Here is a 15,161-nt window from a genome sequence, read left to right on the forward strand (position 1 = left end):
GATGAAGTTGGTTAAAAAAAGAAGCCTTGATCTTGATAAAGTGATTGCTAAGGCAACAGAAATGATTGGTCAAAAAGGATTATCGGCAACAACGCTGCCTAGCTTAGCTAAGGAGCTTGGTGTTCGCTCGCAATCTCTTTACCACTATGTTTCTGGTCGTAAGCAATTATTATCACTTGTTGGTGCAAGTAGGATTAAAATTCTAAGTAAGCAGTTAGTTGACAATCTGATTGGACTTTCAGGTAAGGAGGCATTATTGAAATTTGCAGATATCGTTCGCAATTTTATTTTGAACGATCCTGCATTATTTAGCATTCTTTATCACCTCAATGAGTATAAGCCGGAAGATGCAATTACTAAGGAAATCATGAACATAATTGCATTTGCTGACAAACTGAATTTAAGAAGCGACAGCACTGTTTCGCTTCATTCCTTAATTGGCGCTGTTTTGGGCTATATCTTTTTAGATGTGTCCGCGTCGATTGAGGGTGAAACCAGTACCGAGGCTGATCAAGGCTACCATGATATGATTATCAAACTGGTCCAGCCGGAAAATATTTTGGAAGAATAGAGAGGAAAAACAGAGTGCAAAAATTATTTAAAAATCATATTTTTTCATTTATTGCATGGGTTTTAATTCTGATTATTTCTGTTGTGGCACTGCCAGACGTTACTGGGTTAACGCGTGAGCACTCAAACATTTCCTTGCCACAGGATGTTCAAAGCGAGGTTGCACAATCAATTCAAAATGATTGGGGACCTAAGCAAAAGAACACTTATCAAATTGCAGTTGTTTTTAATAAGAAAAACGGCAAATTAACTGCAGACGATAAGAATGCAATTAATGACACAATTGATCGCATTAAAGAAAATCAGGATAAATACGGTATTAAGATGGTCTTAGCACCAGACGATAATATCGCTACCAAGAAGCAACTACAGTCAAAAGACAAGACAACTTGGATTTTACAAGTTAACGTTGCGAAAAAACACGCTCCAATTAATGAAGTAGAGCAAGAATTGACCAAGGCAGTTAAAACTGCAGGTATCAGAACCTATGTTACTGGTGCAGATGTTTTACAGAACGCCTTCTCGAACTCAATTCAAGAGGGAATTAAGAAGACTGAAGTCATTACCATTGTCTTCATTTTCATTGTTCTAGTAATTGTCTTTAAGTCACCAATCGTACCACTAATTTCTTTGTTAACAGTTGGTGTTTCATTTATCACTGCTTTCTCGATTGTTACCAATCTAGTTAAGTATCAAAACTTCCCATTTTCAAACTTTACACAAGTCTTTATGATTATTGTGTTGTTCGGGATCGGAACGGATTACAACATCTTACTGTATGATAAATTCAAAGAAAATCTGGGTAATGGGCTTGATCGCTATGGTGCGATGAAGGATGCACTTAAGGTAGCAGGTAAGACAATCTTGTATTCAGGATCATCGATCTTAATTGGTTTTTCAGCTCTTAGCTTAGCTAAATTCTCAATTTACCAATCTGCAGTTGGCGTTGCAGTTGGTGTCGCTATCCTACTGGTTGTTTTGTTAACACTGAACCCATTCTTCATGGCTGTTTTAGGTGAAAAAATGTTCTGGCCAGTTAAGAAATTTACTGGTGAACATGAAGATAAGCTCTGGCATGGTATCTCTAAGAGTACTATGGCTCATCCAATTATTTATTTAGTCGTTTTAGCAGTTGTGGTAACACCATTTGCTTTAATGTACTCAGGCCATCTTAATTATGATGATACTGATGAAATTGATAATGCTACCCCTGCAAAGGCCGGAATGCTTGTAGTTGAAAAGCACTTCTCCAAGGGGATGGCAGAACCATCAACCCTTTATATCAAGAGTGATCATAGATTAGACAATGAAGCAGATTTAAGACTGCTTGATCAACTTACTAGACAAATTCAATCTTCTGGGGATGTTTCTCTAGTAACTTCTGTTACTCAACCATATGGAGAACGAATTGATCAACTTTATGTTAACAACCAATTAAACACAGTTAATAAGGGTGTCGACCAAGCCCGTGCTGGTTTAAGCAAACTAAGTAAAGCAAGTAAGCAATTATCAACTGGTGCAAGTCAGTTGGCTAGTGGAACAAGTCAATTACAAAATGGTACCGGACAGCTCCAAAGTGGTACTGGCCAACTTCAAAGTGGTGCTGGTCAATTGCAAGGTGGTGCTGGAAGACTCCAAAGTGGTACGCAACAAATGACTAGCGGCTTGAACCAACTTAATTCTCAATTAGCAGCTGGCTCTCAAGGCATTGCTTCAGCTCAAGCCAATACTAAAGCAGCCTTGGAAAAGAGCTACAAGGCTAACTTGGCTCAAAGCATGAATAGCATTCCAGGCTTGACACCACAACAAAAGATGGCTGCAATGCAAGCAGCAGGTGCTGCACTTGAAAAATCATGGGCACAAGCTTCAGCTTCAATGCCAAATGTTTCTGGCCAGATGGGTCAATTACAATCAGGTGTTGGTAGACTGGCTTCAGCTTCAGGCCAATTAAGTAGCGGTGCCTCCACTTTAAACGGCGGAATAGGTCAACTTAATTCTAGTCTTGGTCAATTGAACTCAAGCGTAGGTCAATTGAACTCAAGTGTAGGAAAATTGAATTCCGGTGCTGGTCAGTTGGCAGATAATACTCCTAAGTTGACTTCCGGTTTAGATGAAGTTAACAGTGGCTTGGGCCAAGGTGGAGCTTATCTTACTGGACTTGCTAGTTCATCAGCAGCAGATAGTTTCTATATTCCTAAGGAATTTATCAAGAATGACATGTTCCAAACCTCGGTTAAGAACTATCTGAGTCCTGATAAAAAATCAGCAATGATCATGATTGTCTTTAGTTCAAACCCAAGTAGTACCAAGGCAACCAAGAAGGCGCAAGACTTAAGTTTAATGGCTAAAAAGTCTTTAGCAGGTACAAGACTTGATAAAGCAACTATCGCAATGGGTGGAGAAAGCTCAAACATTGCTGATATTAAGGATATTGCTAACAAGGACTTTATCAGAACAGCCGCAATTATGTTGATTGGTATCGGAATCGCATTGATTTTCGTTACTCGTTCATTATTGCAACCTCTATATATTTTGGGTACATTACTTATTGCGTACTTCTGCTCATTATCAATTACTGAATGGGTAGTTAAGGCAACAATGGGCAAAGACATGTTAACTTGGAATACACCATTCTTTGGTTTTATTTTGTTAATTGCCTTAGGTGTAGACTATAGTATCTTCTTGATGACGCGTTATCGTGCAATTGAGGGAGGCAAGCCGAGTGAACGAATGCTTAAAGCTTGTGGTATTATCGGAACGGTTGTTGTTTCAGCTGCAATTATTTTAGGTGGTACCTTCGCTGCATTGATTCCATCAGGTATTCCAACTTTAATTGAAGTTGCTTTAACTGTAATTATCGGACTAATTATTTTAGTCTTCATTATGCCAATCACGCTATCTGCAGCAGTTAAACTGACTTATGAAGGCGTGCAATGGAATAAGAGTAAACGAGTTAAACAATAGAATTTTAAAAGATTGAATTGCTCATTTTGAGTGTTCAATCTTTTTTTGTATATTTAGACTAGCTTTACAAAACTTTTAAGATAAGCTAGAATAACGCTAATTAACTTATTAACAGAATTATGAGGAGAACTGAAATGTCAAGAGATGTAAATAATCAATAAAGCTCTACAGATAGCTAAATAATTAAATCACTTTTCAAACAGGAAAATTAATTATCGGCTCAATGTGGGGCGAGGCAAGATATTAATTTGGCAAAAAAAGCAAATTAATAGCGTACTTACACATTGAGGTGTTTAAAGTGGAATTAATTAAAATAGATCATTTACAAATTGACGTTGCAGCTACCAAATTACTTGAAATTGACAGTTTAAATGTTACTTCAGGTCAAAAAATCGGTTTAATTGGAGACAACGGAGTTGGCAAAACTACTCTAGTTAACATACTTGCTCAACAAGATATGACCGATTCATTTACAATTAAAGGCAAAATTACCAGAAATTGTAATTTTGCTTATGTTCCCCAATTGCTCGATGCAAAGGACAAGAGCGGTGGACAACGAGAAAAATTGGCTATTGAACTAGCAATTGCTAAATTAAAAAATATGTCCAATGGTTTATTATTGTTGGACGAACCAACTTCTAATTTGGACGTTAAACAGCAAAAATGGTTGGTTCAATTACTACAAAAAAGCAAGATTGCGTGTTTAATAGTTAGTCATGATCAAAATTTTCTAAGTCAAGTTTGCAATAATATTTGGTACATTCAAAAGCAAAAAGTCAGCGGTTTTACAGGAACATATTCTGAATTTCAACAGTTTCAAGCTGATAAGCGGCACTTTCTTGAAAAAGAGTATGAACAACAAAAAAAACGTGTTAATCAATTGCAAGTTAGTTCCAATCAGAAACTCAATAAGGCAAGAACTTTTAATAAGAATAAAAAAGGGCTGTCGCCGTCTGATTGGCGGTCGAAATCAATGGGTAAGCAAAGAGCCAAGAACAGCGTCATTAAGGCTAGTAAAAACCTGACTAATAAACTTAACCGAGAGAAAGCTAAGCTCGAAAAGCCACAGGTTCGGCGTTCTATTACATTTAAAAATGGAACAGAAAAGCAGGCTATTGCAGATATCAGTGATGATAAAGCAATTAGACTAAATAAGCAGAAAGTTCAGGCTTTTAAGCGTAATCTCTTTACCATTGACAATGAAATTAACATAGATTTCCAAACAAAAGTGTTATTGGCTGGCCAAAATGGGGTAGGCAAAACCGTCTTTTTAAAACAAATTAAGCATCGGGAACTAGTGGGGTATTATAGTCCCAAATTAAAAATTGGCTATTTTGATCAGAATATTTGTGTAAAACAAACTGATCAAACATTGATTGCATCGCTTAATGAAACCAGTATGTTTGATGACAGTTCAACAATGCAGATTCTAGGTGATTTGCATTTGAAGCAGTTTGCACAACAAAAGATTAGTAGTTTAAGCGGTGGACAGCTGGTCTGCTTTAATTTAGCTAAGATCATTACCGGGCAATATAATTTGCTGCTATTAGACGAGCCAACTAACTTTTTGGATATTGGGTCAATTAACGCATTAGCCGAATTCATCACAAATTATCCATTTGCAATTATTTTGGTATCTCATGACCAAGCATTTGTTAATCAAATTAAGCTGAAAGAGTGGCAGATTAAGAGTAAAAAATTGCTGGTTTCTGAACCACCAGTTAATGAAAATGAGAAAAGCATCGCAAATGAACTTGAATTACTTAAGTTTAAATTGGATAGCTTAATGCTGTCACCTAATGCAACAATTGCGGAAATCAAAGAACTTAAAGCAAAAATTGAAGGTTTACAATGATTTTTCATTAAAAAGAGTGATAAAGAAATTTTCTTTATCACCTTTTTTGTTTTATGATTAGTGTATTAATTTAACTACAAGCAAAGGATGTTTTTTATGACTACTTGTCCAAATTGCGGGAGGAAAATCTCAGCAGAGGATACGATTTGTCCTAATTGTCACTTCAATGTGCAAAAATATCGTGATCTCTTTTTTGCTGATGCCCCCCACGAACCTCAAAATAAAGAAAACCAGGAAGCAGAGCGAACTGTTACAAGAAGAGAAGACTACCGCCAAGAGTTTTATCCTAAAAAGCAAAATATAATTGTTGCAAGGATGCTCGATTGGATTCGTGCCAATAGTATGATTGTTTTGTTATTGGGTATTTTATTGCTACTGATTATGAGTTTTTCTCGTAGCATCGGTTGGATTTGCTTTTTTGCATTATTTATCTGGCTCTATGTGGTATGTGTACGAACAGACAAAATAGAGCGCTATACAGTCGATAAGCGGTTAACTGAAAAGGTCAATCAGCTTGGCTCTAATATGTTCAATAATGTTGATGAGTCTAAGGAAAAAGTTAAGTCTAAAAGAAAAGGCAAAGAGCCTTCCAAGGGCGAAAGGCGAGTGGAAGAAGAAGTTGCAACGGTCAAAAAGCACTTTAATTACACCCAACTGCTAGTCATTTTAATGGCAATTATTAATCTAATTGTTTTATTTACTGGTTCTGGTGCTTCCGTTTCTGACATTTCATACACAGGTAAAATGTCAATTACACGTGTTTTATTTGGACTGGCTGGACGCTTATTTTCATCAAGTAGCACTTTGGTGCCAGGAATCGAAGTCTGTGTAATCTGGCTATTGATTTTCCTATTCCCAATTGTGATTACTTATAATACGCTGAAGGATACAAAAAAGAATTGCAATATTGCATTTGCTTTGTCGATAATTGAGTCACTTTTCCTCATTTATCTAATTTTCCGCTTATCAAATACCACCCTTTCAAATACAGGCTTCTTGAAGAACATTACTAGTCAATTACTTTTATATGCTGTTTCGATAGGTGCTTCGACCTATTTCTTGATTTTATCAAGCGTCATGACGACAATTTTATTGGGTTATAACCTGTACAAAAAATATAAACAAGAGTAACAAAAAAGCTGGACACTATGGTTGTCCAGCTTTTTTATTTATAATAGATTATTCCGTTGGCATATCAATTACCAAGTGTTCGTTGACAAATGCCATCATACCTAAATCACTCAATTCGCGGCCATAACCCGATTTTTTAATTCCACCAAAAGGTAATTCTCCAGAGCTAATCCAGGTTCCGTTAATAACGGTCATTCCAGTCTCAATTTGAGCTGCAACTTCTTGTGCATGTTTAACATCTGCACTGATGACGGATGAACCTAGACCATAGCTTGAATCATTGGCAAGTGCAATGGCCTCGTCTTCATCTTCTACTTCGTAAACAATTGCAACTGGGCCGAAGAATTCTTGGTCATAAGCTGGGTTATTTTTATCAACATCCGTTAAAATAATAGGTCTGAAAAATGATCCATCAGAATTAATCTTAGGATATTCGTAGAAAACTTTTGCGCCAGCGCCAATGGCTTCGTCAACTTGCTTACTTAATTTATCCCTTGATCTAGCCGAATTCATTGGTGGCAATGTCGTGCTAGTGTCGAGTGGGTCACCCGCTTTTAAGACTGAAAAAGCATTTTTTAGTTCATGCAAAACCTCATCATAGCGTGATTTAACCACAATAATACGTTTAGATGAAGTACATACTTGACCATCGTTATACGTTCTGGCAGAGCTTAAGGCTTTCTTTAATACTAATGGATCTGCATCATCTAAAACGATGAAGGCATCGTTACCGCCAAGTTCCATAGTTGATTTCTTTAGGTTTTTTCCGGCATTTTCTGCAACAGAGGCCCCGCCGCGCTCTGAACCAGTTAGTGCAACACCCTGTACACGAGGGTCAGCAATAATTTGGTCAAGTTGATCGTAACTAGGGTAAAGGTTAATGAGGCTACCTTCAGGTGCACCGGCCTGTTTAATTATTTTGGCAGTTAATGCGGCAGAACCAGGAACATTATGTGCGTGCTTTAATAAAATTGGATTACCGACAATAAAGTTTGGCGCAAAAACACGAATGACTTGATAAAGTGGGAAGTTCCAAGGTTCACAAGCCATAATTACACCTGTAGCTTGCTTAAGATAATAAGCATTACCCAAGTTTGATTCAATCGGTTGTGGTTTAAGCATCTGTGGACCATGATCAGCGTAGTAATCGCAAATTGATGCGCATAGTTCAACTTCTCCTTTGGACTCGTTGATCATTTTGCCCATTTCTAGAGTCATTATTTTAGCCATTTCTTCCTCATTTTGGCGGAAGCCATCGGCAACTTGGTGTAAAATTTCAGCGCGACTTTCTGGAGTCTCGTGACGCCATTTATGATAAAGTGCATCTGCCAAGTTGATTGCATCTTCAATTTGACTAGCTGTTGGATTATCGTAACTGGCAAAAGTTTCATTGGTATATGGATTGACTGATTGATATTTAGCCATATTAATTCTCCTTAAAAGATACTTTTCTACGTTACAAATAGATAAACTCTATTATAAACCGTTTTCAATAAAAAGTTGCACTAGCTACTAATTTTAACTTTTAATTAACCGGTATTACTGCTGATTATGCATTAAACTGTTTTCGAGATATGTCAAAGAAAAATCAATGTACTCGCTGGCATACGCCATTGCATGACGTTTACCAGGAATTAATTTGAGTTCAATCCCAAGATTTTGACTGGCTAAATAGTTAGTAAAAGCAAGCAGATATTTAGTTGGTGCTAATTCATCAGTTGAATTAATCATTAAAAGCTGATGGAGATTGTGGTAATCATATGACGCTGCATCGATTAATTTGAGCGTGCTCATTTTTGGTGAACCGGCATAGGTTAAAGTAAAATACTTGTAAAATGAGTCATTGATTTCATTCAAGTCTTCTGTTCCAAAATCTTTATGAGCCTGAGGTGATGGTTTAACTGTGGGATGATCTTTCACCCAATTAGAGAATGAGACGGGCGCAGACCACGTAACGGTTGGAAAGCCATATTTTCCTGCCACTAGTAAGGCTAGCGTACCACCGCTGCTAACGCCAATTTGACTGATTTGTGTTCCTTCTGCGACATACTCACTGTTTAATAGCCATTTAACAAAATTAGTGCTGTCTTCATGTGCAGCAGGAAAAGTTGCTTGAGGAGCAAGTGAATAATTAGGTGCAAAAACAAGAAAACCACGATCAGCTGCCATCAGGCATAACTCTTTAAGATTACTTTTATTGCCACGGAACCAACCGCCACCGTGCCAAAATAGCAAAATTTCAGTTTTTGAGTTGCCTTGAGGCAAATAAATATCTGTCGCTAATTGCTTTTGCTTATCGTAGATGATATCAGTTAAAATCTCAGTCATTATCTGTTTCCTCCCAATTACTTAGGCTACTATTTTATTATAGTTTAGATGAACTATACTTAAATAAAAGTTATTAGTACGTTTAATTTCTTCTTTTTAGTTTATCATTAAGTTACATGATGCAAATTTAAGTGCAATCTTTAAAAAAGTTAAAATATTTTAATTATTAAGTTAAATGACGTAAAAACTAATCATTAGACTAAGTTTTTTGGTAAAATGAGCCCTAATATTGGAGGTAAGCTATGCATCTGTCAGCTAAAACCAGTCGAAAATTAATTAATATCTTGACCGTTGTTAGCGGGATTATCATCATTTTATTATGTATTTACTGGTACAATTTAGGAATTTTTACTAGTCAAACAAAAATGAAAGCATATCTGGCTGATAAAAGAATTATTGGCCCAGTTATTTTTGTGTTAATCCAGATTATTCAAGTGGTTATTCCAATTATTCCAGGCGGAGTGTCTTTGTTAGGTGGGGTTGTGTTCTTTGGTCCCGTAGCAGGCTTTATCTATAACTACGTTGGTGTCTGCATTGGCTCAATTATCAACTTTTTCTTAGCCCGCTTTTATGGTAGGCCCTTTATTCTGCATATTGTGTCCGAAAAGACCCTTGATAAGTATATGAAATGGACTAAAAATCAGAAAAAATTTAACTGGTTCTTTGCAATCTGTATAGTCGCGCCAATGGCTCCCGATGATGTCTTGTGTTTATTAGCAGGATTGACAGACATGAAATTCTGGACATATTTCTGGATTATTATTTTAGGTAAACCATGGACAATTGCAGCCTATAGTTTTGCCTTAATGTTTGGGATGGACTGGCTTCTCAAGATTGTTGGTAAGTGATGAGTAGTCGGGTGTTTTTGAGACCCTTTCAAAATACTGATGCAGAAGTATTGTTAAAATGGGGTCAGGACGATTATTACAAGCAGCTAGCCGCTTTTCAGCACTATGACAATTTTGCCCAAGCAGAAGTTGCTGCTGGTCAATACGCTGCACGCAAGTATAGTTATGCGGTTTGTCTAATGCAAACAGAAGAAGTAATCGGCTTGGTCGAACTATATGAACGAGGAACGAGCGAAAAAGAACTGCTAGATACCAAGGAAGTTGGCTTTCTACTTGATCGTGCGTTTGAAGGCCATGGTTATATGACAGAGGCGTTAACCTTACTATTTGATTTTGCATTTAAAAAGTTGCAACAAAGAGAAATCTGGGCTGGCACTTTTAAGCAGAACCTGCGTTCACAAAAATTGCTCAAGACGCTAGGTTTTGACTATGCTTATGCGGTTGACCTAAGTCAGATTAGTAATCTGTTCAAATACGAAGAAAAATATTACGTGTTGAAAAAAGCACAGTGGCTGAAAGATCATTAAATTTAAGTCTGGGAAATACAGTTTCCCAGACTTTTTTTGATAAAAATAGTTACGCTAACTAAAAAGCATTAAATTGATTCTGCAAAAAGTGTTAGTTCTCTTAAGTAAGCTAATTGTTTGAACTTGCTACATAAAGGGAATACTCTGAAAGTGTTAATAAATGAATATATTATTACACAGATGGGAGAGTGTCCAAAATGGATAAGATAGGTCAAACAAGATTAAATGATCCGTTTTTGAATCGTGGCACTGCTTATACTAAAGAGCAGCGTGAGCAATATCATTTGGAAGGAATGCTGCCGCCAAAACAGCAAACGCTTGAGGAACAAGCGCGTGAAGTTTATCTGCAATACCAAGAGAAAAAGACTAATTTGGAAAAGCGCATTTTTCTCATGACTGTTTTTAATACAAATCGTGTTTTGTTTTTTAAGATCTTTAGTGAACACGTAACTGAGTTTATGCCCATTGTTTATGATCCGACAATTGCGGAATCAATTGAAAATTATAGTCATTTGTTTGTTAATCCACAGAATGCCGCTTTTCTTTCTATTGATGAGCCTGATCAAATTGAGGCTAGCCTGAAAAACGCGGCTGACGGACGAGACATCAAACTAATCGTAGTAACCGATGGTGAAGAAATTCTTGGAATAGGTGATTGGGGCACGCAAGGTGTCGACATTTCTGTTGGTAAGTTGATGGTTTATACTGCTGCGGCAGGTGTCGATCCAGCATGTGTTTTACCAGTAGTACTTGATGTTGGAACAAACAATGAGAAGCTGCTGAGTGATTCGCTTTATCTGGGTAATCATCATCGGCGCATAAATGGCGAGCCATATTATCAATTTGTTGATCGTTTTGTTCAGGCGGTTGAAAAGCTTTTTCCAGGGCTATACCTCCACTTTGAAGATTTTGGTCGTGACAATGCTGACAATTTATTGAAACACTATCGCGGACAAATCCTAACTTTTAACGATGATATTCAAGGAACTGGTGTAATTGTTTTAGCGGGAATTTTAGGCGCGTTAAAAATCAGTGGGCAAAAGCTAACCGAGCAAAAATATGTTTGCTTTGGTGCCGGAACTGCTGGAACTGGGATTGTTGAACAAGTATATGCTGAAATGTTGCAAATGGGGATGAAACCAGATGAAGCACGAAAACATTTTTACCTGGTTGATAAACAGGGATTGCTATTTGAGGATACCCCTGATTTAACTCCCGCCCAGAAGCCTTTTGTTAGAAAAAAGGCTGAGTTTGCCCATCCGGAGCAACTAACAGATTTAAAGAGTGTTGTGCAAGCAGTACATCCAGACATTTTAGTCGGAACTTCAACTAGATCTGGTGCTTTTACGCAAGAAATTGTGACAGAAATGGCAGCTCATACTGAGCGTCCAATTATTTTCCCATTGTCTAATCCGACACAGTTAGCTGAAGCAAAAGCCCAGGACTTGATTCAATGGACTAAAGGAAAGGCTTTGGTGGCAACCGGTATCCCGGCTGATCCTGTTGAATATCAAGGAACAAAATATGAAATTGGTCAGGCTAATAATGCATTAGTATATCCTGGACTTGGCCTAGGAGCATTAGCAGTCAATGCTAAGATTTTGAGTGATGAGATGATTAGTGTTGCTGCCCATTCTCTAGGTGGAATTGTTGATTCAAGTAAGCCAGGAGCAGCAGTTTTACCACCGGTTGAAAAACTAAACGTCTTTTCACAAACTGTGGCAAAGGCTGTAGCTAACCAAGCAATTAAAGACCACCTTAATCAAAACGATTATCAAGATGGTGAAAAAGCAGTGCAAGCTTTGCGCTGGTCTCCAGTTTATTCAGACGATCGGAAGTGAGAATAAATGCAAGCCTTTCTTACATCTTTGACTAGTGTTGTCGAACTTTTGTTAGTTATTGCATTAGGGTATTGGTTGCGTAGTAGTGGCAAGCTTGGCGACCAATTTAAAAGTAACATTTCGTATTTGATTATGAATATTGCTTTACCTGCTTCAATTTTTGTTTCGGTTTTAAAGTATTTAACGAGGGAAAAATTATTTGGCCTAACTGGTGGACTGATTTATGCAATCATCTGTTTTGCCTTAAGCTATTTGTTTGCTTGGCTGCTGTGCAAAGTCTTACGAATCCGAAAAGGTAGACGAGGGACATTTATTAATGCGATTACTAATGCCAATACGATTTTTATTGGATTACCATTAAATATTGCGCTGTTTGGTCAAAAAAGTATGCCGTATTTTTTGATTTACTACGTATTAAATACAGTTTCAACTTGGGCAATCGGTGTCTTCTTTATTTCCAGTGATGATCCAACTGTACAAAAACAGAAACAGCAAAAATTTAACTGGAAGAAATTACTTCCAGCACCACTAGTAGGTTTCTTAATTGCTTTGCTCTGCTTGCTAGTTGAAGTACCAATCCCAAGTTGGATTACTGCTGTCTTAGGCATGGTTGGTGGAATTGTAACACCAATGTCGTTAATTTATATTGGTATTATTTTGGCTGATGCTGGTTTAAAGTCTATTCACCTCGACCGTGATACAATTTGGGCTTTACTTGGTAGATTTGTATTAGTTCCAGCATTGATGATTATCTTAATTGTTGCTGGTGGAAGCTGGGGACCAGCATTAACGGGGTTAGCAAAACAAACCTTGATAGTACAGTCTGCTACACCTGCTTTAGCAGTTTTACCGATTCTTGTAGGTGAATCGCACGGGGATGTACAATATGCAACTAATGTTGTAACAACTTCGACTGTATTGTTTGTGATTGTTGTTCCACTCGTTTTGGAAATATCTCAAATGCTTTTGTAGTAAATAATGTTAAATAAAAGGAAACCCAAGAAATGCTTGGGTTTCCTTTTTGCAGTTAAGAGCTAACTTGATGCTGCAATAAATATAGTGGTTTTATTTTGGTTAAAATATAAATGTTCATATAATTAAAAATAGTATTTGCCAAACGGGTAGGAATGACTTAAAATAATTTCAAAACACGGAGTCCTAAGACTGATTCAGAGAGTTCGCATTTTGGTGCAAGCGAATAGAAGTCGTTTCCAGATTCCATTAATGTGGGTAATTAATAGTTACACGGCAATGCGGCACCGTTATCGCCAACTTAATGAAGTGCAACTGCGAAATTCGCGGTTGAAACTGGGTGGTACCGCGAAGCCATGTAGAGCCAATTCGTCCCAATTTGAGGGATGAATTGGCTTTTTTTGTGGAGGTAAACTATGTTAGATATTAAAGTGATTCGCGAGAATCTTGATTGGGCTAAGGACAAACTTAGTAGACGTGGCATTAAGCCTGAAGAACTCGATGAATTGGTAAAAATTGATGCCGATCGTCGTGAGGGTTTAAACCGTAGTGAACAATTAAAGGCAGAGCGTAACAAAGTTTCAAAGGAAATTGCTGAAAAGAAGAGAAACAAAGAAGATGCAACTCCTGCGATTGAAAAAATGCGTGAAGTTGGTCAAGAAATCAAAGAACTTGATGAAAAAGTTGCTGACTTAACCGAAAAACAAAATTATATTTTGTTAAGATTGCCTAACTTCCCAGATGATTCAGACCCAATTGGCCCTGATGAAAGCTTTAATGAAGAAGTACGTAAGTGGCATGAACCTACTAAATTATCTTTTAAACCAAAAGCACATTGGGAATTAGGAACTGATTTAGACATTTTAGACTGGGATCGTGGTGCAAAAGTTTCTGGTGCACGTTTTGTTTACTATAAAGGTGCAGGTGCATTACTTGAACGTGCTGTATTTAACTTTTTCTTAGATGAAAATACTAAAGAAGGATATACAGAAGTAATTCCACCTTACTTAGTTAATGATGAATCAATGCAAGGTACGGGCCAATTCCCTAAATTCCGTGAAGATGTTTACACAATTGTAGATAATGATGATCCTGACAAGCCACTTGATTTAACTTTAATTCCAACTGCAGAAGTTCCATTAGTTAACTACTTCCGTGACGAAATTATTCATGAAGATCGGTTACCAATTAATGTAACTGCACTTTCACCAGCATTTAGAAGTGAAGCAGGTTCAGCTGGTCGTGATACTCGTGGATTAATCAGAATGCATGAATTCAGAAAAGTTGAAATGGTTAAAATCTGTAAGCCTGAAGAATCATGGAATGAACTTGATAAATTAACCAAGAATGCTGAACACTTATTACAAAAACTGAACTTGCCATACCATGTAGTTGCATTGTCAACTGGGGATGCAAGTTTTACTAGTGCAAAAACTTATGATCTAGAAGTATGGATGCCAGCTCAAGATAAGTACCGTGAAATCTCCAGTTGTTCAAACTGTACTGACTTCCAAGCACGTCGTGCCCAAATTCGTTATCGTGATGAAGATGGCAAATTACACTTAGCTCACACATTAAACGGTTCAGGATTAGCAGTAGGTAGAACAGTTGCAGCTATCCTGGAAAACTACCAAAATGAAGATGGAACAGTAACAGTTCCTGAAGTATTAGTTCCTTATATGAATGGTAAAACAAAGATTACTAAGGAAGAAAGCTTAATCTAAATAACTTAAAAGGTCGATTTCGACCTTTTTTTATTGAAAATTTTTTTGCTATAAAATTGCAAAATCCAACCCAAAAATGAACAAATTACGAATATTTTATTTTAAAGTAAATATTATAATTAGAGATAATGATGATATTAGTAATTAGCTTAAACTAATTTTGATTTAGTACTCCTCGAATACCGAACATAAAAAATTATTTGACGAGTTCTACCAATTGGAGTAAAGTATTATTTGTTCTTGACGAAGTGCTCAAAAGCACTGTCGGACAAAGAAAAAATCAAGCAAAACCAGTTGACAAAAGTTAGCAGGTTTAGTAAGATAACAAACGCTGCTAAGGCAGGCCGGCGATAAAGGTCAGAAAAAAGTTCTTGACAAAGAGAACAAGATCTGATTAAATA

The 15,161-nt window shown here is 37.0% G+C and carries 11 protein-coding genes; 9 read left to right on the forward strand and 2 right to left on the reverse strand.

The genetic code is table 11. From position 1 onward, the window contains the following. Positions 1 to 7: 7 nt before the first annotated feature. From F5ESL0263_RS01360 to F5ESL0263_RS01375, 4 genes are all read left to right on the forward strand, one after another. Complete coding sequence (locus F5ESL0263_RS01360; RefSeq protein ID WP_122034281.1) at positions 8 to 571, forward strand: TetR/AcrR family transcriptional regulator; 564 nt, start codon at positions 8 to 10, stop codon at positions 569 to 571. Between the two features lie 14 nt (positions 572 to 585). Continuing rightward, positions 586 to 3,534, forward strand: a complete 2,949-nt coding sequence (locus tag F5ESL0263_RS01365) for an MMPL family transporter (RefSeq protein ID WP_122034283.1) — start codon at positions 586 to 588, stop codon at positions 3,532 to 3,534. A 298-nt stretch (positions 3,535 to 3,832) separates the two neighbouring features. Then, positions 3,833 to 5,389 (forward strand): ATP-binding cassette domain-containing protein, encoded by a 1,557-nt coding sequence (locus F5ESL0263_RS01370; RefSeq protein ID WP_147441549.1) that lies wholly within the window; start codon positions 3,833 to 3,835, stop codon positions 5,387 to 5,389. 96 nt (positions 5,390 to 5,485) lie between these two features. Then, the gene (locus F5ESL0263_RS01375) at positions 5,486 to 6,520 is read left to right on the forward strand and encodes a zinc ribbon domain-containing protein (RefSeq protein ID WP_122034287.1); all 1,035 of its coding nucleotides are present in this window, start codon (positions 5,486 to 5,488) and stop codon (positions 6,518 to 6,520) included. A gap of 48 nt (positions 6,521 to 6,568) precedes the next feature. On the opposite strand, the gene F5ESL0263_RS01380 is transcribed toward F5ESL0263_RS01375, so the two are convergent. Both F5ESL0263_RS01380 and F5ESL0263_RS01385 read right to left on the reverse strand, forming a co-directional pair. Beyond that, positions 6,569 to 7,945, reverse strand: a complete 1,377-nt coding sequence (locus tag F5ESL0263_RS01380) for an NAD-dependent succinate-semialdehyde dehydrogenase (protein ID WP_122034289.1) — start codon at positions 7,943 to 7,945, stop codon at positions 6,569 to 6,571. Between the two features lie 114 nt (positions 7,946 to 8,059). Next, on the reverse strand, positions 8,060 to 8,848 hold the full coding sequence (locus F5ESL0263_RS01385) for an alpha/beta hydrolase (protein ID WP_122034290.1): 789 nt from the start codon (positions 8,846 to 8,848) through the stop codon (positions 8,060 to 8,062). A gap of 242 nt (positions 8,849 to 9,090) precedes the next feature. Between F5ESL0263_RS01385 and F5ESL0263_RS01390 the strand changes: the two genes are divergently transcribed. The 5 genes from F5ESL0263_RS01390 to serS all read left to right on the forward strand — a co-directional run bounded on the left by F5ESL0263_RS01390 (position 9,091) and on the right by serS (position 14,760). Further along, a complete protein-coding gene (locus F5ESL0263_RS01390; RefSeq protein WP_122034292.1) occupies positions 9,091 to 9,696 on the forward strand; it encodes a TVP38/TMEM64 family protein in 606 nt (201 codons plus the stop codon). Beyond that, entirely contained in the window at positions 9,696 to 10,223 is a 528-nt protein-coding gene (locus tag F5ESL0263_RS01395; RefSeq protein ID WP_046306063.1) for a GNAT family N-acetyltransferase, read from the forward strand. Before F5ESL0263_RS01390 ends, F5ESL0263_RS01395 begins: the two co-directional genes overlap by 1 nt. A gap of 197 nt (positions 10,224 to 10,420) precedes the next feature. Continuing rightward, on the forward strand, positions 10,421 to 12,064 hold the full coding sequence (locus tag F5ESL0263_RS01400; RefSeq protein ID WP_122034294.1) for a malolactic enzyme: 1,644 nt from the start codon (positions 10,421 to 10,423) through the stop codon (positions 12,062 to 12,064). Positions 12,065 to 12,070: 6 nt separating this feature from the next. Then, entirely contained in the window at positions 12,071 to 13,036 is a 966-nt protein-coding gene (locus F5ESL0263_RS01405; RefSeq protein WP_122034296.1) for an AEC family transporter, read from the forward strand. A gap of 416 nt (positions 13,037 to 13,452) precedes the next feature. Continuing rightward, positions 13,453 to 14,760, forward strand: coding sequence for a serine--tRNA ligase (serS, locus tag F5ESL0263_RS01410; protein WP_122034297.1), 1,308 nt, complete (start codon positions 13,453 to 13,455; stop codon positions 14,758 to 14,760). The last annotated feature ends 401 nt before the right edge of the window (positions 14,761 to 15,161 follow it).

This window comes from Lactobacillus sp. ESL0263 (genome assembly GCF_003692845.1).
Taxonomy (GTDB): Bacteria; Bacillota; Bacilli; order Lactobacillales; family Lactobacillaceae; genus Lactobacillus; species Lactobacillus apis.

What these genes read in the sequence shown, in the direction of transcription:
- F5ESL0263_RS01375 (WP_122034287.1), top strand. Translation starts at nt 5,486, where the DNA reads ATGACTACTTGTCCAAATTGCGGGAGGAAAATCTCAGCAGAGGATACG.
- F5ESL0263_RS01400 (WP_122034294.1), top strand. Translation starts at nt 10,421, where the DNA reads ATGGATAAGATAGGTCAAACAAGATTAAATGATCCGTTTTTGAATCGT.
- F5ESL0263_RS01390 (WP_122034292.1), top strand. Translation starts at nt 9,091, where the DNA reads ATGCATCTGTCAGCTAAAACCAGTCGAAAATTAATTAATATCTTGACC.
- F5ESL0263_RS01380 (WP_122034289.1), bottom strand. Translation starts at nt 7,945, where the DNA reads ATGGCTAAATATCAATCAGTCAATCCATATACCAATGAAACTTTTGCC.
- serS (WP_122034297.1), top strand. Translation starts at nt 13,453, where the DNA reads ATGTTAGATATTAAAGTGATTCGCGAGAATCTTGATTGGGCTAAGGAC.
- F5ESL0263_RS01385 (WP_122034290.1), bottom strand. Translation starts at nt 8,848, where the DNA reads ATGACTGAGATTTTAACTGATATCATCTACGATAAGCAAAAGCAATTA.
- F5ESL0263_RS01405 (WP_122034296.1), top strand. Translation starts at nt 12,071, where the DNA reads ATGCAAGCCTTTCTTACATCTTTGACTAGTGTTGTCGAACTTTTGTTA.
- F5ESL0263_RS01395 (WP_046306063.1), top strand. Translation starts at nt 9,696, where the DNA reads ATGAGTAGTCGGGTGTTTTTGAGACCCTTTCAAAATACTGATGCAGAA.